This is a genomic window from Providencia sp. Je.9.19 (assembly GCF_051129765.1).
In the GTDB taxonomy this organism is placed as follows: Bacteria; Pseudomonadota; Gammaproteobacteria; order Enterobacterales; family Enterobacteriaceae; genus Providencia.
In genome coordinates this window covers 1,381,701-1,400,616 of the sequence record NZ_JBCPSS010000001.1, presented here as the reverse complement: position 1 = coordinate 1,400,616, position 18,916 = coordinate 1,381,701, and the positions used below count along the sequence as shown (strand labels likewise).

Here is an 18,916-nt window from a genome sequence, read left to right as displayed (position 1 = left end):
CCCATTGCTGCGAGGCCGCTCGCAATTTTAACTTCAGCCGATTCGAGTTTTAAACTCATTGATCCATACAATCAGCTCCAATACATCTTTTTCGAATTCATCAAGTTCAACCGGAACTAGAGGCAGCTCATCGGATTGAGAGTGCTCGTAAACTGAATACTTAGTCATCAACGCGTCAATAAGATCACAGTCTTCTGCAGTTACCTTGGTTATACCCCGCAGCTTTCCTTTGGTATTGACATCACGTCTGAACCGGACAACTACATCATTCAAAAGGACAAATTCTACTATTCGTTCCAAGATTATCCGAAAATCACTACATGCACTTTTTGCCGTAAGATCATAAACATCAGCATCTGCATCTACTTGATGCTTTTTGAGCTTAGGGATGACATGATCCCTAATCATATTAAGCGATTTTTCAGGCTTAGCATCCCGCAAGCTGTGTTGTGCCAAGATTCCCGAAATTTTATCTAAACGTCTAAGCGATTGCACTGTATGGTTAATTTTTTCATTAGCCGGATTCTCACTGTGCTTTTTAATTACAGCATCAATGATGGAAACAAGCGAAAGGCGGTGTGTGAAGATTATGACCTGTCTGGTCTTCGCTAACTCGACAAGCCTAGCTACAACCCGCTCTTCGAAGTCCTGATCTAATGACGAAATAGGGTCATCAAAGATGAAGGGGGCTAACTGATTCGAACCAGTCGTATCGGCCAAGAATGCCGCTAATGCAACAATGCGGGCTTCTCCTTCACTGAGTATTACATCAGGAGTGAAGCCAGCCCTTGCCCCGACAAGGGTTAGCCCAAAAGTTATTACTCCTTTGCCTTGAGCTTTGCTCTGCGGCACTACCGGCAAACGCCGTCCACCAAGTACCTTTAACTCCGCATCAAAACGGCTCTGATATCCAGCATCAAGCTCAGTTTTTCCTAGTTCGGTTCGCTTAGTTGTCAAAGAATTGCTGGCAGTTAGTCTCACTGCTTTATCTAGCAAATCCACTGCCACCAAGCGTTCACGCTCGGCGAGAATTGCCAATTTGTTTTGACATAACCATTGCAGTGCCTTGAGTTGCTTAATGCGCTTTTCAAGTTGTTGGCGTTGCCCATCTTGTTGCAATTGCATCAAATTAATCTTCTCAGCAATTAAGTCGACAGCACGTTTTTTAACTACCTGATCAATAAGTGCCCAATCGAATGCGACGATAGAACCAACGGCGGTGCATGCCTCAAGCTGTGAGCGCCTTGCTTTCAAAGTTTCATAACAGGCACGAGCAAAGGTCTCATCAAATTTCAATTGAGCCAGCCGAGCAATCCAATCCTCTATTGAAGGTAATTGAACGACCTTCGTAATGAGTTCAGCGCTAGTGGCTTCCGCAGTTTTTGCCGTGGTCTCTAAACCAGCCGTAACGAAAGCCTCAAAACTTTTGAGTCGAGATGAGCCTTCCTCAGTAAGTTTCTGTTGGCAGAGCACACAATATGCATCTGCATTAGTAACGGGAAATTCGCGGCTATGGTAAGCATGAACAGTGGAGTAATTTCTGGCTTGCTCCCACATTAGCTTCCAAGCCGTTTCACCAACGCCTTGTAGAGGGGCTGTTGCGAATGCCTGCTGCGCAACTATGTTGGCAGCCTTTCTTGCTGCAACAGCCAATTCTTTTGCCTTAAACAATTCTTCGGCTTTCCCATCCGCAAGTCCTTCCTTCAATAACCTCATGGCCTGCTTAATGTTTTCAGAGGCAATCTCTTCCTTATTAATTGCAATCAGGCGTCCCTTGATGTCTTTCTCTGCTAACAGAGCTTCACCTTTAATACGCTCATCTTCCAAATCATTACCATATTGGCAAAACGACTCAATTTTCTCAGCGGAGGTTGATGCTTTAAGAGAGTTAAACCAAGTATTTTCGGCGGTCTCTGTAAGGTCACTTGGGAAAAGTGGAAGAGCACGGACAAGTTTTTCCTTCTCTCTACTTAGTTGTTCAGAAACTATTCCTGAGATCTGAATGAGCAAAGATATAAAACGCATGCTGCTTGGTTCGTAGCTTGATTCAGTGCGCCCCATATATTGAGCCGCAGTTTTCGAGTCAAATACTTGGGCATACTTGAGCATCGGGTGTGGGGCAGTCCCAGCTTGCCAATTGATTTCTAGGGGTTTACCATCAATGGTAATTCGACATTGAGCACTACATGTATGCTCTTCGTTGCTGAAAACATTCGGGCGGATTTCGTCCCTTGAACGTGAGCCGCAGAGTTGTTTGAGCAGACGAGAAAAACTACTTTTCCCTGAACCATTCTGCCCATAAATAACAGCTAAACTACCAGCGCCGAATGGTAAGGATGCCCCAGGCTTGATGGCATTTACACCAAATACTTGGCTTACTTCTTCAACACGTACATTTCGTTGGAGTAACCCTACTGAGAATGAGCCAGGTTCAACCTTCAAGAACCCAGAATCATCTTGTTTAGCCGCTTCCAGTTTGCAGAGTCGAACCAGCTCAGTGAGTTCGACCTCATTGGGTAACCGTTTATTCTCAATAAGCTGTTTTGCTGCCGTTTGAACCCAGTTATTACGCTCATTCAGCCATTTTTCGAAGTCATTGGTTGCGATTGATTCTTGTGCTAATTCAGACATCTTTGTTTCCTTTGCTCTTTGATGTACAAGTAGAAAAACAATATCATATCTTTTTTGGGGGCTCATGAATGAGTGCACGGTCAAACGATACCGCAAAGAGCTGCCCTGACTTGCTCCCAGTTTTAAAGCTGGGAATGTCTGCTTTTGGCACAAAGCAGACATCTTGATGGCGGATAACTCTGTGTAGTTACAGTACCAGCTCAAGTTTGAGCTGGTACACACAAATTACCCAACTAGCGATATCCCTCTTATTCCACCTTCAATAATACTTCCCCTATCTGCCGATTCAATAAAATCAGCCCACCATTGCATCATAGGGCGTCTTTGTTCTAAGTAATCACTGCGGTTATAGGCACGTCTAACTTCGTTTTTATCAACGTGGGCGAGGGCGGCTTCAATCACATCAGGTGGAAAGCCTTGTTCATTAAGTGCGGTGCTGGCAATTGAACGTAGGCCGTGTGAAACAAGCACTCCGCCAAATCCAGCGCGTTTTAATGCAGCATTGACGGTTTGGCTGTTCATTGGCTGAGTAGGCTTAATACGGCTAGGGAAGATAAACTCACGATTACCACTGAGAGGTTTCATTAGCTCTAAGATAGCTAATGCAGCATCAGATAGCGGAACTGTATGTTCACGGTTCATCTTCATTCTAGCAGAGGTACTTTCCATTCATTGGTCTCAAAGTTGATTTCGTCCCAACGGGCTTCAGCGGCTTCGGCAGGGCGGGATATGGTAAGCAGCTGCCACATGAACAAGCATCGAGTCGATAGGCTAATACTAGCTGTACGCATTGTCTGCATGAGCTTTGGTAGCTGATCAGGGCGAATACTTGGCATATTCTTTTTCTTCGGTTTTTCAAAAGCTTTACCAATATTGATACTTGGAACAGCATCAATTAAGCCAGTATTTTGAGCATAGATCATCACTTCGTTAATGCGCTGACATAAGCGGCGAACAGTTTCTAGCGCACCTCTGGCTTGTACCGGTTGTATTGCTTGAACCAATATGTGAGCTTTGATATCGGTAACACTGATGTCACCAATGGCGGGAAATACATCTCGTTCAAGTGAACGCCAAATATCATTACCGTAGCCTTCTGTGACGGTGGACTTCTTCACTTCCCACCAACGTTCAGCAACTAGTTGAAAGGTATTTGCCTTTGCTTCTAAGGTGTTACGGACTTGCTCTTTATGGTGATCTTGTGGGTCTATCTGTTTAGCGAGCAGTGTTCTTGCTTCAAGGCGATAACTACGAGCATCAGCAAGGCTGACGGCAGGGTAAGAACCAAGGCTCTTTTTAGCTCGTTTCTTCGTGAGAGGGCGAATGTAGCGAAATGACCACAGCTTGCTGCCATTGGATTTAACCAATAGCTCTAATCCATCGCCATCATAGAGGACATAATCACTCTGTTTTGGTTTTGCTGCGTCGATCTCTTTTACTGATAAGGGTTTGGTTTGTCTTGCCATTTTGATGTTCCATTGTTTTTAGGCACCTCAAAAACTATAAAGGTTAACGAGGTGCCTATCAAGGTGCCTAAGATGATTGGATTTAATTAGGTGACATCAGACTGCGCAGGACATAAAAAAGCCCGCAACTCATTGAGTTAGCGGGCTTTTCAGTCTTCTTTGGACGTCCTTAGAAGATAATTTGGTGGAGCTGGCGGGAGTTGAACCCGCGTCCGAAATTTCTACATCCTCGGTACTACATGCTTAGTCTAGTCTTTAAATTCATTTGCCAGCTGCGGACAGACACGCCACTAACAAACTATCCTGATTAAGTTTAACGCTGCAACCCCAGGCAAGGCATTCACGCGATCTCTTTTGGTTTTGACCTCTCTTGATCCCCGTCCTAAGAGCGGAGGCTAGGGAGAGAGGGCTCTGAGCAGGTTATTAAGCTGCTAGTGCGTAGTTTTCGTCGTTTGCGACTATTTTTTTACGGCTTTTTACGAGGCCAACCGTCCCTCGGCATGCACCTTGGGTTTCGCAAATCCCGTCGAATCCAGAATCAGCCCCAAGTTGTTGAACGCAGTATAACAGAAAATTACGCTATAAAGCTAGAGGTTAGCGATTAGAATGTTTCATTATACGTGCTTTATCTAACTGCCATTCACGATCTTTGATGTCAGAACGCTTGTCATGTGCTTTTTTACCTTTGGCTACGCCAATTTTAACTTTGCACCACGCATTTTTCCAATATAAGGAAAGTGCGATGACGGTATAACCTTCGCGATTAACTCTACCATATAGAGTGTCTAATTCACGTTGGTTTAATAATAATTTGCGGCTACGAGTTGGATCGCAAACAACGTGCGATGATGCAACCATTAGTGGTGTAAAGTTTGCACCAAACAAATAAGCTTCACCATCTCGAAGTAAGACGTAGCTATCACTAATGTTGGCTTTGCCCGCACGTAATGATTTAACTTCCCAACCTTGTAGGGACAAACCCGCCTCGAACTCCTCTTCGATAGAATATTCGTGGCGAGCACGTTTGTTCATAGCAATTGTTGCTGAACCGGGTTTATAGGGTTTTTTCTTTGTCATAGTTCAATCATTATACTTTAAGCTGAGTTGAAATAAATCTTTCTGTACTTAAATTTTTTTAATTGTGCATTTATTGCCCTATATGGGTTTTGTTTTTTGTTTAACCAATCAATAGTGGTATTATATGCGCAGTTTTTGGGGATAGGAATTGATATGCCACAGATTAGTCGCTCTGCATTGGTCCCTTTTAGTGCAGAACAAATGTATAAACTCGTTAATGATGTTATTTCATACCCTAGTTTTTTACCTGGGTGCGTGGGTAGCCGTATTATTAGCCATCATGATGATGAAATGACTGCTGCTGTCGAGGTGTCGAAAGCGGGGATCAGTAAAACGTTTGTGACCAAAAATATATTGGAAGATAATAAATGTATCCATATGCAATTGGTTGAAGGGCCTTTTAGTAAGCTCTCTGGAGGGTGGCGTTTTATCCCCCTAAGTGCAGATGCCTGTAAAATTGAGTTTCATCTTGATTTTGAATTTACTAATAAATTAATTGAACTGGCTTTTGGTAAAGTTTTTAAGGAACTTGCTAATAATATGGTTCAGGCTTTTACATTAAGAGCTAAGGATGTTTATAGTGTCTGATCTTAATATTGAGGTGGCTTACGCCTTACCTGAAAAGCAGTTTTTATTGCCTGTTAAGGTAGCCAATGGTGCAACTATTGAAGATGTAATTATTGCATCAGGTATTTTATCTCTACGTGCTGATATAGATTTAAAAAAAAATAAAGTGGGTATTTATAGTCGGCCTGCCAAATTAGGTGATTTGGTGCAAGATGGGGATAGAATTGAAATTTATCGACCGTTACTTGCAGATCCGAAAGAATTACGTCGTAAACGCGCTGAAAAATCAAAAGAAACAAAAAAATAGTTCAATTTCAAATGTGTGATTGATAAGCCGAGTTAATGCTCGGTTTTTTTGTTTTTGTGCTTTTTAAACTGAATTGATTTTTAAAAATCAGATGGATAGACGGAAAAAGACTAATAGACAATGGAAAACGGGACGATAACGAAAATTTTTAGTTATTAGATATTTGTAACTACCTGCAAAATGCTAATTTTAAGCTTTAACAGGTAGTTACTTGTTCAGAATACTGAAAATAGGTATAGAACAGTATCAGAAGACAGATGACATTAATGTAATGTGTTATTCAGCTGCTTTTGTTTCTGATGCTTTAATTTCTTTATTTTCCATTGATTCTTGTGCTGCAAGATTTTTTTCATTTTTGATTTCGGTAAGGATACCATTACGATCAAAATTGAGAGTTAAAGTTTCTTGCTGAACAGGATCGTGACCAAGTTCTTGGCGGAAAACATAATACCAGGTCTGAGTACCAAACGGGTCGGATAACATTGGTGTGCCCAAAGTATAAGCGACCTGTTGCTGTGTCATTCCTTTTTGGATCTTAGCAACATCTTTCGCGGTTAAGTAGTTACCTTGGTTAATGTCAGGGTGATAGACAAGACGTTCCATCATTGAACAGCCCGTAGACATTAATGCGAGTGATAGTGCAGCAGCAGTTAACAATTTATAACGCATGGATATCTCATTCCTTTTGGAGTCAGAACATCAATGATAATCGACATTGATACAATTTAAAACCTTCCTGATTGACTCTAAGACCACATGAGCGCAAAAAAGTTGTCAAAAATTAGGCCGCAAGCAATTCTTTTGCATTCGCAAGGGTGTTTTTTGTCACTGAAGAACCCGCTAAAAGTCTTGCAAGCTCTTGTAATCTAGATTTTTTATCTAGTAGTTGCATATGTGTTTCAGTTTCGATGCCATTGGTTTCTTTACTGACATAAAAATGATGATGACCGCAACCTGCAACTTGAGGTAAATGAGTAACGCACATAACTTGGGTCGATTCGCCGAGCTCACGTAATAATTTTCCGACAATTGCTGCAGTAGGGCCACTGATCCCTACATCGACTTCGTCAAAAATAAGTGCCGGCGTATCCATTTTTTTCGCTGTGATAACTTGGATAGCGAGTGCAATTCGTGATAGTTCGCCGCCAGATGCGACTTTTGCAAGGGCTTGGTGTGGCTGTCCTGGATTAGTTGTAACATTAAATTCAACTTTACAAGCACCATCAACTTGTAATTGTTCAGGAACAAATTTGATATCGATAGTAAATTTACCATGCGGCATCGATAGCTGATGCATACTATCAGTGATTAGATAACTTAATTCTTGTGCATACTGCAAACGAATTTGATGTAAACGTTTTGCGTACTCTAAAGCGATTTGATGATTTGTGACAACTTGTTCATTTAAAGCGGCGCAGTCTTCATTTTGGTTTGCTATTAATTCTTGTTCAGCTAAAAATTGTTGAAATAACTCTGGCAATGATTCTGCGGTAACATGATGTTTACGCGCAAGACTGATTTGTTTCGATATTCGTTTTTCAAGTTCAAATAAACGATTTGGGTCTAGTTCAAACTGATCACAATAATGTTTTAATTCATCACTGACTTCACTTACTTGAATCGAGGCCTCTTCAAGCATATCGAGCAACCCTGAGAATTTTGGATTAAGTGAGATTAATTCACTTAATTCATTTTTAGCGGTATTGAGTAAGCTAATAATATTGGTGTCATCATTATCAGACAATATTTGAGTTGTACTTTGACCAATAGAAAGAAATTGTCCGTGGTTAGCGAGTTGATTGTATTCTTGCTCTATTTCTTCAAATTCACCTTGTATTGGCATGAATTCATTTAACTCTTTCAAATGATAACTAAGTAACTGTTGGCGTGATTCACGTTCTTGCATTTGTTTTTGAAAAACAGCAAGTTGTTGGCATGAATTATGCCAGTTTTGCCATGTTTTTTTCATTTGGGCTAATAAATCTTGCTGGTTTGCATATGCATCAAGTAGAAATTTTTGATGGTTGTTATCAAGCAATAACTGGTGAGCGTGTTGACCGTGAATTTGGATGAGTAAGGTGCCCAGTTCTCTTAATTGTGATAAAGGAACTGAAACGCCGTTAATAAAGCCTCTAGAGCGACCGTCAGAGGTAATAGTACGACGTAATAGGCATTCGTTGTAGTTATCAAGTTGGTGTTCTGTGAGCCAATTGGAGGCCATTTGTGCATCAGCAAGTGAAAAGCGGGCGCATAAGTCAGCACGTTGTGCGCTAGGGCGAACCATATTGGCTTCCCCGCGATTACCTAAACACAGTCCAAGAGCATCAATTGCAATAGATTTACCAGCACCAGTCTCACCTGTAATTGTGGTCATTCCGCTGCGAAAATCAATTTCTAACTCACGAACAATAGCAAAATTATTGATAGTTAATTGGGTTAGCATCTGCGCTCTCCTGTGAAAATTCACAACTGTGTTTTCATACAGTGTAAACTGTTTTTTTATACAGTAAAGAGCCAGAGCATAAAAATTAGAAAGTTTTTTTAGCCCAACCTAACTTTGAGCTTAATGTATTGAAATAGTTATAATCTTTTGGGTGTACTAAATTAAGGCTTTTATTGCTACGTTTGATAATAACTTCTTCACCATCTTGAATAGGTAACATTATTTGGCTATCACAACTCACTTCGTAATCAATATTACTTCGTATGAATTTTAAGCGAATACTACTATCGCTACTGATAACGAGTGGTCGTGATGACAGTGTATGAGGAAACATAGGGACTAAAACAATCGCATCTAAATTTGGCATTAAAATAGGCCCACCAGCTGATAAAGAATATGCGGTTGAACCTGTTGGTGTAGCAATGATGAGTCCATCAGAGCGTTGAGAGAAGGCAAATTTATCATCGATGTAAACTTCAAACTCAATCATGTGTGCGACTTTGCCTGGGTGTAAAACTATTTCGTTTATTGCGCTGCTTTTACGGGCTTTTTGGTTTGGTTTTATAACTTGGGCCTCTAATAAAAAGCGTTGTTCTTCATGGTATTCCCCTTCAAGTACACGAGAAAGTTGTTGCAGGGCATTATCGGGATCAAGATCAGTTAAAAAACCTAAATTTCCACGGTTAACACCAATAACTTTGTTGTTATAACGCGATAAAATACGAGCCGCCCCAAGCATATTACCGTCACCACCAACGACAATGACTAAATCAGCTTGTTGTCCTATTTCTGTCAGATTACCAGTATTTGCATTTTTTAAGTTCAAGTCTTTTGCAACTTGCTTATCAATAATGGCATGATAATTTTTAGATATAAGCCAATGATAGATAACTTCATGTGTTGCTAATGCTTCAGGGTGTCTCGGATGTCCGACAATACCGATTGTTTTAAAGTGTGATTGTGGTTTCGTTTTATCCATTTGCATACTTTTTTGGCCTCTCATTGTATGACTTCCCTTGAATCCCTGTTTTAGATCCCCATAATACTCTCATATATGGGATTAATGCTAAATACGCGGAGATATTCATGAGTAGTAAAGAACAAAAGATGCATGAAGAGCAAGCTTCTGAGCAAAATGAATCACAAAAAGTTCAATCAGAGCAGGAAGTCGAAGTTCAACAAGCAGCCGATTTACAAGCAGATGAACAAGCGTTAGCAGCGCGTATTGCTGAGCTTGAGCTACAATTAGAGGCTTCAAAGAAAACAGAACGTGAAGCTATGCTACGTGCTCACGCTGAGGTTGAAAACATACGTCGCCGCACTGAGTTAGATATTGAAAAAGCACATAAATTCGCACTTGAGAAGTTTTCAAATGAATTATTGCCAGTGATTGATAACTTAGAGCGTGCAATTGAAGCTGCGGATCATGAAAGCGAAGAATCAAAAGCCATGCTTGAAGGATTAGATTTAACGCTAAAAGCTTTTGAAAGCGCGATTGCTAAATTTGGTATCGAAGTGGTTGGTGAGACAAATGTGCCATTTAACCCTGAAGTTCACCAAGCAATGACGATGATTGAATCTCCTGATCATCAATCAGGACAAGTGATTAATGTGATGCAAAAAGGTTATACGTTAAATAGTCGTTTATTAAGACCCGCAATGGTTATTGTGTCTAAATAAGCTACGTTTTAGACAGCATAATTAAATAATGTAAAATGGGATGTTTCGGCATCCCATTTCACGAAATGAAGTTATTCTGAAATGACGGGTTGCCAGTCAATCGGTTTTTGGCCTTGTTGTTTTAGTAATTCGTTAGTTTGTGAAAAATGACCACAACCTAAAAAACCACGATGAGCAGAAAGTGGGGATGGATGGGGGGCTTTTAACACATGATGGCGTTTTGTATCAATGATTTGCCCTTTTTTCTGCGCATGAGCGCCCCATAATAAAAAAACAACCCCTTCAGTATGTTCATTGATCGTCGCGATAATTTTATCGGTAAATGTCTCCCATCCTAAATGGGCATGAGAGTGCGCTTTACCTTGTTCGACAGTCAAAACAGTATTTAGTAATAATACGCCTTGTTGTGCCCAACTTAATAAATAGCCATGGGTAGGGCGTTCAAAACCTATAATATCTTTTTCTAACTCTTTATACATATTGACTAATGATGGCGGCGTTTTAATTCCAGGACGAACTGAAAAGGATAAACCATGAGCTTGACCAGGACCATGATAGGGATCTTGCCCAAGAATAACGACTTTAATATCAGCTAGTTCAGTGTAGTTAAAGGCATTAAATACATCTTCTTGTGGAGGGTAAATAACTTTACCTTTTTGGCGTTCGTTAGCGACATAAGTCAATGTATCTTTTAGGTAAGTTAACTCTTTTTCAGAATTAATAAAGTTGTGCCAAGTTGGGATTGTTGACATGAAATGTCCTATCGAATTGAGTTTATGAGGATTACTTATATCGTTAAGCTTACTGGTTCATGGGAGATAGATAAAGCATTGTTAGTGGTAATTATTTGCTATGCCGTTCAAATTAATTTGAAATATTCAAAAATACTATAAAAACAGCATTTGTTAATTTTGATTTAAATCATGAAGTTGAGGTGATGCGATTGCTTGTAAAACGAAATGATTGATAAATATCAAAGAATGCAGGCTTTTTAGCTGTTATATAATAGATATAAGCACTAGCAAGACTAAATATCTAATAGATAGTTAATGTAGATAGCTAATCTAGATGACAAAATAAATTCCAATCTGATTCGGACGTGGAGGTCGATATGATTACTGGTATTCAAATTACTAAAACTGATAATGCAGCGCTACTTAACTCTTTTTGGTTACTTGATAACGAAAAAAATGAAGCACGCTGTGTGTGCGCTAAAGCGGATTATGATGAAGGCCAAATTGTTGCTAAAGATGCATTAGGTGCTTTCGAGTATCGTGAGGTTCCTTTAGAAGTTAAACCAACAGTTCGTGTCGAAGGTGGACAGCATCTAAATGTTAACGTATTAAGTCGTGAAACATTAGAAGAGGCGGTTAAAAACCCAGAAAAATATCCTCAATTAACTATTCGTGTTTCAGGTTATGCGGTTCGTTTTAATTCATTAACACCAGAACAACAACGCGATGTTATTACGCGTACTTTTACTGAAAGTATGTAATGGATATTAAGTATTAAGTTCCATAGTTAATTTGTGATAAATTATAAAGGCCATTGATACTGATGGCCTTTTTGTTTCCTTCTAATAAATTCCAATATTTCCTCTCTGTGTTATTTGTATTTCAATATTCTTCCAACTTATAACGTTTATTAGGGAGAATCTATGCTTTCAACAAAAACAAAAATGCAGAGCTATTTTGGCCAAAGTGAACTTTCACTTATCAGAGCAAGCTTACAATTATATTTACAAAATAGCTTTATAGAGCCTTGTGGTAATGAAAGTAGTCATGAACATAATCCATGGTCGAATAATATATTAAGAGATGATTTTTTTGGCCGTGATGCGCAGCATCAAGATTATATTTTAGCGCTGTTATCTCACGGGGCGTATTTTAATAACTGGAGTGCAATTAAAGGGGTTAAGCGGCTTAATCGAAAAGAGATTAAGGCACTTGGTATTGACGCTGATTTATTAAAAGATAATTCCACTGGCTTTCAAGCTAATATTTGTCGCTTTAATGATCTGTATATTATTTGTTTTGCCGGCTCTAATGATTTTGTCGATTTTTATGCAAACGTAAGACAAGGTCTTGGATATTATGAGCCTCAGTATTTTCAGGCTGTTGGTTTAACTAATATGTTATTTAATGCGGTTAAAGGTAATGTTATTTGTACGGGACATTCCCTTGGCGGTGGCCTTGCATCAATAGCCGCTTTAGCAAGCCAGTCACCTTGTATCAGCTTCAGTCCAGCGGGCCTAGCTCAAAATACAGTGAAACAAATTGGAATTGATTATCAAATTGCTAAAAAAATGGCAAATGATGGGTTGATACGCTTTTATTCTGTTCAATATGATTGGCTTGATACACTTCAAAATACGTTACCAATCCCTTCTGCGTTGGGAAATCAAATTAAAATGGCTTATAGCGAACACAGCTCATGGACGGATTGGCTACCACACCGCTTGTTAACTCGAAGTTTTATTGCACATTCCATGGTGAAAGTTGCGAGGATGATGTGCAAACATAAGCCTTGGAATAGTTGGAGTGCAATAACAGGTGAATTCGAAGATAAGCTAGATACGATGTTGACAGATCTTCCGTCAGTGGAAGAACATGAAGCAACTCATTGGCAGGCTTGTTGTAAGAGTGCGATTAAACACGGTAATGTCGCTGAATTTTCTGAATTACTTAACTCGGAGTATAAGCAGTCAGATATTATATTTGCTGCAAATCAATCAGCATTAGCAATGAATAGTCAGTTCATGCAAGCTTTAATAGAATCATCACATGGTAACTTGATTAAAACATTACAATTGATGGAGCAAGAAAATATCTTACATTTAGCGGCTCGAAGTGGGCGAGTTATTCAATCGCAACTTTTATTAAATAACGGGTTGGCTATTAATACGACGGATAATTTAGGCAATACACCATTACATGATGCATTAAATAGTCATGCATTAGAGGTTGCTGAATTATTATTAGTGAGTGGTGCTGATTGGCGTATGAAAAACAATCAAGGTTATGATTGCCGCGATATTTTGGATAACCATATGTTGAAAATCGATTTATTGACACAGGAAGGGAAAGCGATGCGTGAAAAAATTATTCATATGATGAATTAAGTAACGGGCCGAAGCCCGTTTGTTTACTCTGTTTTATCGCTAGTCGTAGACGCTAAAGGATTTACTGGTGCACGACGTTTACCAATATTTTTCTTATCGCGTTGGCGTACTTTTTCTTTCTTTTTAGCTTGTTCTTCTTTTTTCTTTTCTTTACGTTTTTCTAGCACTTTTTTTGACGGCTTTGGCTTATTTAGCATCGCATCTGAAGGTGCTTTAGTTGTTGGACGTAAAGAGTCTATTACGCGAACTTTAATTGATTCATCAATATAACGACTGATTTTACCAAATAATGGGTAGTCATGCGCTTCGATTAACGAAATTGCAGTACCTTTACGACCTGCACGACCAGTACGGCCAATACGGTGTAAATAAACATCTGCAGTGCGTGGCAAATCAAAGTTAAATACATGACTGACGTTATCAATATCAAGTCCACGAGAAGCGATATCAGTGGCAACTAAAACTTTAACTTGTCCACTAACTAATCGGCGAATAGCTTCAGTCCGCTTAGCTTGAACCATTTCACCTTCAAGATAACAAGGCTCGATACCTGCGCTACGTAGCCATTGAACGACTTCATGTACACGCTCACGCTTACGAACAAATACGATAGATTTAGTGACTTCGTCTTGCTTCAATAGGTGACATAATAGTGCTGTTTTATGCTCAAGTGAGTCAGCACGGTAATGAAATTGTTGGATTTTTTTGCGTTCACGACGAGATGGGTCGGAATCAACTTCAAAAGGATTGTCTAACAGTCGTTCTGCAAAGTCACGAATGGCTTCGCCTTCAAGGGTTGCAGAAAATAGCATAGTTTGCTTGCGCCAGCGAGTTTCACCTGCAATGGTTTCAACATCGTTAGCAAACCCCATGTCTAACATGCGGTCAGCTTCATCAAGAATTAAGATTTCAACTGCTCTACAGTCAAAATTTTCTTCTAGAATATATTGCAGCAAGCGACCCGTTGTCGCGACAACGATATCTTGATTTTCGCTGAAAACTTCAGCGTGATTCATATAAGCGACACCACCTGTGATGGTTGCAACGTCTAGGTTGTTGTGTGCGCAAAATTCTTTGGCTTGATCTGCAACCTGCATAGCAAGTTCACGAGTTGGTGTAATAATCAGAACGCGTGGCGGTCCTGATTTCTTTCTTGGGAAATCAAGTAAATGTTGGATTGCTGGCAGCAAGAATGCTGCTGTTTTACCTGTTCCCGTTGGTGCTGAACCTAAAACATCGCGTCCATCCATTGCTGGAGGGATAGTCGCTGCCTGAATCGCAGTTGGGCGCTCATAGCCTTTATTTGCTAGCGCTTCGATCAGGGTTTCATCAAGTTCAAGTTCAGAAAAAGTGGATGCAGTCATGATATACCTCTATTTGGGGCGCTGATTATAAACAGGTTAGCAAAAATGTTCACCAGAAAAATCAACTTTGGGTGAAGTGTACCTGTTTTCAAGGGTGACTGGCAGCGATATATCGATGAATTGGTGCTTTACGAGTAAGTAAAGCACCGACTCAAATTAGCTAAGCATATTAATTAGCCATGTGTGATATGGGATACCGACTAAATCAATTAATACCGCACCACTTAATGGCACGATCATAAAGGCTTTCATAGAAACTTGTTTGTAACGTTCGCATACGGACGACATATTTGCCATCGCATTTGGTGTTGCTCCTAAGCCATGACCCATCAAGCCCGCACACATGACAGCTGCATCATAATTCTTACCGAGTAATCTAAAGATAACGAATACAACTAATAGAATTAAAATGATAACTTGTGCAATTAAAATGGTAAATAGTGGTAGTGCGACGGTTTTGAGTTCCCATATTTTAAGTGACATCATGGCCATAGTTAAAAACAAACCTAAGGACACTTCTGAAATTAAATCAACTGACTTTTGATTAATGCGAAATAGTTCAACTTGGTCATTGATATTTCTGATGACGATAGCAATGATCATTGCGCCTACATAGCTTGGTAGTGAAAAACCGGTCGCTTTGGTAAATTGTGCAGAAGCAAACTGACCAATCACCATAATGCCTAAAATAAGGGCTAACATTTTTAAAAAGGCATGTGCGTCAATCGATTCAATTTTACCGGCGATGGTTTCTGGTACTTTAATATTGGTTACATTTTCATCCGCTTTAATCTGAACTTTAAATTTCTTAATTAAAAATGTCGCTACTGGACCACCAAGTAGACTTCCTGTTATCAAGCCAAAGGTCGCTGCTGCAATAGCAGCAACAGTCGCAGATTGGACACCAAGACCTTCAGCCATACCGCCGAACGCAGCTGCACCACCATGACCACCGGTTAATGAGACACCGCCAGCCATGATCCCAATAACGGGTTCAATACCGAGAAGATGAGCAAGCGCCGCACCAAAAGTATCTTGAAAAACAACCACGAACCAACAAATAATCAGGTACATAAAAAGCAAACGTCCGCCGCTTTTTAAAATTCGAAAGCTACCATCAATGCCAATAGTCGTAAAGAAAGCTACCATCAAAAAGGTTTGTAAACTGGTATCGAAATTGATTTCAGCCAAATTAAACGATTTTAATCCCCAAATAATTAAACTAATCAAAAAACCACCAATAACAGGTGAAGGGATGCAAAAACGTTGAAGCCATTCAATACGTTTCTTTAAATGGATGCCCATGAGTAGGCAAATGACGGTTAGGAGGAGTGTTGTTAGTGTGTCTAGGTGTAAAGTCATATCTTTCCCTTTTTTAAACTTTGTCTTTCAAGCTGTAGCTTTGTTGGCTTCATTCAGTCACGCAAGTTACATACTGATGTCTGCTTCTCGGGATCTCTTCAATTGCCAGCTAGCTGTAACTTAGAGTTTTAACTATTATTTTTCTAAATTCATTCAGGTACTTAATACAACTAAAGTGTTGCTTTGAAATTTAGAAATAAGTTTTAGCCAGTTTGATATAACGCTTTGTGCATATTATTTTTTTTTACACTCGCTGTTATATCGCTACAGATTGGAATATAAAGTTATTGGTTATTAGTCGGTTTGGTGAATTTAAAATAAAAATTGGTAAATAATGTAAGCTGCTAGTTTTGACGTGTGATTATCAATATCAAATTCAGGATTACATTCAGCGATATCTAATAGGGCAATTTTTTTACTGTCTTTAATAATCGAAAATAGCTCGTCAAAAATTTCGGTTGAAATGCCTCTTGCGGCTGGTGCACTGACGCCAGGAGCAATCGCTGCGGAGAAAACATCAAGATCAACCGTGACATAGAGATAATCGACTTGGCTTATAAACTGTTTAATTTGTTCAATAGCCTTGGCTAATAGCGAATGGGTTAATGCCTTGTCACGAATATATTGGCAACCGAGTTTATCCGCGGTATCAAATAAAATTTTAGTATTACCGTGGTCAGCTATACCTAAACATAAATAATGAAAAGGGCGCTGATGCTGTTCGCAAAGTTTTGCTGATTGCAAAAATGGTGTCCCAGAAGTAGCTTCAGATGCTGCACGTAGATCAAAGTGGGCATCAAAATTGATGATACCAATTGATTTATCAGACTCATGTTTTTCTACATAATCAAATAATCCTTGAAAACTGGCAAATGCGACTTCATGGCCACCACCTAATACAATAGGAGTTTGTTTAGTGGCTAAAATAGCGATGAGTTCATCTGATAGACGACGTTGTGCACTTTCCAAATCACCGTCATCGCAGCTAATGGTGCCTGCATCTCTAATTGCTAAGGTTTGGTGCAGAGGAAGCCCTGCAAGTTGACGGCGAATAGCATCGGGTCCTGCTTTAGCACCTTGACGGCCTTTGTTACGCCTTACGCCTTCATCAGATGCAAAGCCCACAAGGGCAAATTGGGCTGGCGTGACTTTATTGATTACTTGATGGATGCGTAAATGCGCTTGTGCTTCGCCATCTATGCGACCTTGCCATTGAAAAGGTTGTGTCATAGTTACTCCAAGTTAATCAGTTTTGTGATGTCATGTGCGGTTTGACATGTATCAGAGATAAGTTCGTTTAGCCGATGGGTCGCACGAAACTCAGGTGCCATAACAGAAACAACTGCTAGTACTTCTTGCCCTTTAAATATGGGCGCTGCAACACCGAAAACGCCTTCATCGATTTCACTAATTGATGTGCCAAAACCTTGTTGACGGATTTGCATTAAATTTTGTTTGAGCTGCTGTATATTTTTAGGTTGTTGCAACTGCTTAGTGTAGATTTCAAAAACAAGCGCTTGGTATTGTTCATCGCGAAAGGCTAGAAGTGTTTTTGCACTTGCGCCTTTAATTAAAGTGTTACCACGGCCAATAATAAAAGAACAACGCAGTGCTTGTTCACTTTCAATCATATCAACACAAATAGTTTCGCTTAGATTTGAGGTGATAATTGCGGCAGTTTCTTGTGTTTTTTTGGCTAGAGATTGTAAGGATGATCGAGATGCATTCATTAACAAACTATGGTGATAGTATTTTTCTTGAGTTTTGATACTCTGCGCACCAACTGTATAGGTTCCATACTGTTTTGCATAAGTAATAAATTCCCAATTTATGAGAATAGTCAGTAATCGATAAACTGTAGATAGCGGAATATCAAGCGCAGTTGATATCACTTGTGGAGTTACCGGAGATGTGCAACTTGTTACGTAAGATAAGATATCTAAGGTTCGATTAATACTATTCATTGCATCTCCTTTTTTTCGAACTTAGCAGTAAAAATTTTCAGCCTCAAACATTATTCTTATAATATGAGAATAATATTGTAGCAAACATGTGAAATTTACACTTCAACTTTATTAAAGTTAAATAAGTTGGATGAATAACCGCAAATTAGAGTATTTAAATGAGTAACCAGCAGAAGAAATATCGTAAAGGTGGTTTTACCTTCAAAAATTTTTTTGTCGCTCATGATCGTTGTGCGATGAAAGTGGGCACTGATGGTGTGTTATTAGGGGCTTGGGCACCTATTGATGGCGTAAATAAAGCACTCGATATTGGTAGTGGGAGTGGCTTGATAGCGCTGATGTTAGCTCAACGAAATGAGAGCTTAACGGTAGATGCGGTTGAGCTAGATGTTGATGCTGCACAACAAGCACAAGACAATTTTGTTGAGTCAAAATGGGCTGCGCGATTGCAGGTAGTGAATCAAAATATTATACAATTTAGTGAACAGGCGAGAAATCAATATGACTTAATTGTTAGCAATCCGCCTTATTTTGAGCCAGCAGTATTATGCCGCGATGAAAAACGTGATCAAGCTCGCTACACTGGCACATTAACGCATGAAATTTTATTAAATTGTGCAAAAAAATGCTTAGCAAAGCAGGGGCTTTTTTGTTTGATATTACCTTATGAAATTGGCGAAAATGTTGAGGTGATGGCGCTAAATAGTGGTTGGTTCACTGCTTTTCGAATAAATATTAGCGATAAAGCGAAAACACCGTGTCATCGAATATTGCTCGGGTTTAAGCGTGAACAGGTTGTTACAATGATATCGACGTTAGCGCTAAAAGAAGAAAATGGCCATGATTATACTGAAGATTTTCAACAGTTAATCAGACCATTTTATTTGAAATATTGAAGCCTACATCTGGAACGGAGAGTAGGCTGACAAATTTT

At 39.6% G+C, this 18,916-nt stretch carries 16 protein-coding genes, 1 other RNA gene and 1 pseudogene; 6 read left to right on the top strand and 12 right to left on the bottom strand.

Features of this window, described 5'->3' with window-relative positions; all coding sequences use genetic code 11:
• Positions 1 to 33: 33 nt before the first annotated feature.
• The 4 genes and pseudogenes from AAZR93_RS06460 to smpB all read right to left on the bottom strand — a co-directional run bounded on the left by AAZR93_RS06460 (position 34) and on the right by smpB (position 5,174).
• On the bottom strand, positions 34 to 2,631 hold the full coding sequence (locus AAZR93_RS06460) for an AAA family ATPase (protein ID WP_434719281.1): 2,598 nt from the start codon (positions 2,629 to 2,631) through the stop codon (positions 34 to 36).
• 225 nt (positions 2,632 to 2,856) lie between these two features.
• Positions 2,857 to 4,097, bottom strand: a pseudogene (locus tag AAZR93_RS06455) (integrase).
• A gap of 182 nt (positions 4,098 to 4,279) precedes the next feature.
• Positions 4,280 to 4,643: a transfer-messenger RNA gene (gene ssrA / locus AAZR93_RS06450) on the bottom strand.
• A 48-nt stretch (positions 4,644 to 4,691) separates the two neighbouring features.
• Positions 4,692 to 5,174 carry an SsrA-binding protein SmpB gene (gene smpB, locus AAZR93_RS06445; RefSeq protein WP_294110494.1) on the bottom strand — a complete coding sequence of 161 codons (483 nt, stop codon included), beginning with the start codon at positions 5,172 to 5,174 and terminating at the stop codon, positions 4,692 to 4,694.
• Positions 5,175 to 5,327: 153 nt separating this feature from the next.
• Here smpB and AAZR93_RS06440 point away from each other — a divergent pair, with 153 nt between their 5' ends.
• Positions 5,328 to 5,762 (top strand): type II toxin-antitoxin system RatA family toxin, encoded by a 435-nt coding sequence (locus AAZR93_RS06440; protein WP_336431039.1) that lies wholly within the window; start codon positions 5,328 to 5,330, stop codon positions 5,760 to 5,762.
• A complete protein-coding gene (locus AAZR93_RS06435; RefSeq protein ID WP_294110498.1) occupies positions 5,755 to 6,048 on the top strand; it encodes an RnfH family protein in 294 nt (97 codons plus the stop codon). The genes AAZR93_RS06440 and AAZR93_RS06435 overlap by 8 nt, the downstream gene beginning before the upstream one ends.
• 276 nt (positions 6,049 to 6,324) lie before the next feature.
• On the opposite strand, the gene bamE is transcribed toward AAZR93_RS06435, so the two are convergent.
• The 3 genes from bamE to nadK form a co-directional block, all read right to left on the bottom strand.
• Positions 6,325 to 6,717: an outer membrane protein assembly factor BamE gene (bamE, locus tag AAZR93_RS06430; protein ID WP_294110501.1), complete on the bottom strand. Its 393-nt coding sequence runs from the start codon at positions 6,715 to 6,717 to the stop codon at positions 6,325 to 6,327.
• A gap of 112 nt (positions 6,718 to 6,829) precedes the next feature.
• On the bottom strand, positions 6,830 to 8,491 hold the full coding sequence (recN, locus tag AAZR93_RS06425) for a DNA repair protein RecN (RefSeq protein ID WP_434719280.1): 1,662 nt from the start codon (positions 8,489 to 8,491) through the stop codon (positions 6,830 to 6,832).
• 85 nt (positions 8,492 to 8,576) lie between these two features.
• Positions 8,577 to 9,470, bottom strand: coding sequence for an NAD(+) kinase (nadK, locus tag AAZR93_RS06420; protein ID WP_294110690.1), 894 nt, complete (start codon positions 9,468 to 9,470; stop codon positions 8,577 to 8,579).
• Positions 9,471 to 9,577: 107 nt separating this feature from the next.
• On the opposite strand from nadK, the gene grpE reads away from it, so the two are divergent.
• On the top strand, positions 9,578 to 10,171 hold the full coding sequence (gene grpE, locus AAZR93_RS06415; protein WP_294110505.1) for a nucleotide exchange factor GrpE: 594 nt from the start codon (positions 9,578 to 9,580) through the stop codon (positions 10,169 to 10,171).
• Positions 10,172 to 10,242: 71 nt separating this feature from the next.
• Here grpE and ung read toward each other — a convergent pair whose 3' ends face one another.
• Complete coding sequence (gene ung / locus AAZR93_RS06410) at positions 10,243 to 10,923, bottom strand: uracil-DNA glycosylase (RefSeq protein ID WP_294110509.1); 681 nt, start codon at positions 10,921 to 10,923, stop codon at positions 10,243 to 10,245.
• A gap of 359 nt (positions 10,924 to 11,282) precedes the next feature.
• Here ung and grcA point away from each other — a divergent pair, with 359 nt between their 5' ends.
• Both grcA and AAZR93_RS06400 read left to right on the top strand, forming a co-directional pair.
• Positions 11,283 to 11,666 (top strand): autonomous glycyl radical cofactor GrcA, encoded by a 384-nt coding sequence (gene grcA / locus AAZR93_RS06405; RefSeq protein ID WP_294110512.1) that lies wholly within the window; start codon positions 11,283 to 11,285, stop codon positions 11,664 to 11,666.
• Between the two features lie 162 nt (positions 11,667 to 11,828).
• The gene (locus AAZR93_RS06400; RefSeq protein WP_434719279.1) at positions 11,829 to 13,292 is read left to right on the top strand and encodes an ankyrin repeat domain-containing protein; all 1,464 of its coding nucleotides are present in this window, start codon (positions 11,829 to 11,831) and stop codon (positions 13,290 to 13,292) included.
• Between the two features lie 23 nt (positions 13,293 to 13,315).
• Here the strand turns inward: AAZR93_RS06400 and srmB are convergent, their stop codons facing one another.
• From srmB to AAZR93_RS06380, 4 genes are all read right to left on the bottom strand, one after another.
• Positions 13,316 to 14,656 carry an ATP-dependent RNA helicase SrmB gene (srmB, locus tag AAZR93_RS06395; protein WP_434719278.1) on the bottom strand — a complete coding sequence of 447 codons (1,341 nt, stop codon included), beginning with the start codon at positions 14,654 to 14,656 and terminating at the stop codon, positions 13,316 to 13,318.
• A gap of 156 nt (positions 14,657 to 14,812) precedes the next feature.
• Entirely contained in the window at positions 14,813 to 16,018 is a 1,206-nt protein-coding gene (gene gltS / locus AAZR93_RS06390; protein ID WP_294110518.1) for a sodium/glutamate symporter, read from the bottom strand.
• Positions 16,019 to 16,330: 312 nt separating this feature from the next.
• Positions 16,331 to 17,248: a formimidoylglutamase gene (hutG, locus tag AAZR93_RS06385; RefSeq protein ID WP_434719277.1), complete on the bottom strand. Its 918-nt coding sequence runs from the start codon at positions 17,246 to 17,248 to the stop codon at positions 16,331 to 16,333.
• A 2-nt stretch (positions 17,249 to 17,250) separates the two neighbouring features.
• Positions 17,251 to 17,982 carry an IclR family transcriptional regulator gene (locus AAZR93_RS06380; protein WP_434719276.1) on the bottom strand — a complete coding sequence of 244 codons (732 nt, stop codon included), beginning with the start codon at positions 17,980 to 17,982 and terminating at the stop codon, positions 17,251 to 17,253.
• 158 nt (positions 17,983 to 18,140) lie between these two features.
• Between AAZR93_RS06380 and trmN the strand changes: the two genes are divergently transcribed.
• The gene (gene trmN / locus AAZR93_RS06375; RefSeq protein ID WP_434719275.1) at positions 18,141 to 18,878 is read left to right on the top strand and encodes a tRNA(1)(Val) (adenine(37)-N(6))-methyltransferase TrmN; all 738 of its coding nucleotides are present in this window, start codon (positions 18,141 to 18,143) and stop codon (positions 18,876 to 18,878) included.
• The last annotated feature ends 38 nt before the right edge of the window (positions 18,879 to 18,916 follow it).

Bases quoted from the DNA above. Each gene is read 5' to 3' on its own strand.
- nadK (WP_294110690.1), bottom strand. From the start codon at position 9,470: ATGGATAAAACGAAACCACAATCACACTTTAAAACAATCGGTATTGTC.
- grcA (WP_294110512.1), top strand. From the start codon at position 11,283: ATGATTACTGGTATTCAAATTACTAAAACTGATAATGCAGCGCTACTT.
- AAZR93_RS06460 (WP_434719281.1), bottom strand. From the start codon at position 2,631: ATGTCTGAATTAGCACAAGAATCAATCGCAACCAATGACTTCGAAAAA.
- trmN (WP_434719275.1), top strand. From the start codon at position 18,141: ATGAGTAACCAGCAGAAGAAATATCGTAAAGGTGGTTTTACCTTCAAA.
- grpE (WP_294110505.1), top strand. From the start codon at position 9,578: ATGAGTAGTAAAGAACAAAAGATGCATGAAGAGCAAGCTTCTGAGCAA.
- bamE (WP_294110501.1), bottom strand. From the start codon at position 6,717: ATGCGTTATAAATTGTTAACTGCTGCTGCACTATCACTCGCATTAATG.
- AAZR93_RS06400 (WP_434719279.1), top strand. From the start codon at position 11,829: ATGCTTTCAACAAAAACAAAAATGCAGAGCTATTTTGGCCAAAGTGAA.
- ung (WP_294110509.1), bottom strand. From the start codon at position 10,923: ATGTCAACAATCCCAACTTGGCACAACTTTATTAATTCTGAAAAAGAG.
- hutG (WP_434719277.1), bottom strand. From the start codon at position 17,248: ATGACACAACCTTTTCAATGGCAAGGTCGCATAGATGGCGAAGCACAA.
- smpB (WP_294110494.1), bottom strand. From the start codon at position 5,174: ATGACAAAGAAAAAACCCTATAAACCCGGTTCAGCAACAATTGCTATG.
- gltS (WP_294110518.1), bottom strand. From the start codon at position 16,018: ATGACTTTACACCTAGACACACTAACAACACTCCTCCTAACCGTCATT.
- srmB (WP_434719278.1), bottom strand. From the start codon at position 14,656: ATGACTGCATCCACTTTTTCTGAACTTGAACTTGATGAAACCCTGATC.
- recN (WP_434719280.1), bottom strand. From the start codon at position 8,491: ATGCTAACCCAATTAACTATCAATAATTTTGCTATTGTTCGTGAGTTA.
- AAZR93_RS06380 (WP_434719276.1), bottom strand. From the start codon at position 17,982: ATGAATAGTATTAATCGAACCTTAGATATCTTATCTTACGTAACAAGT.
- AAZR93_RS06440 (WP_336431039.1), top strand. From the start codon at position 5,328: ATGCCACAGATTAGTCGCTCTGCATTGGTCCCTTTTAGTGCAGAACAA.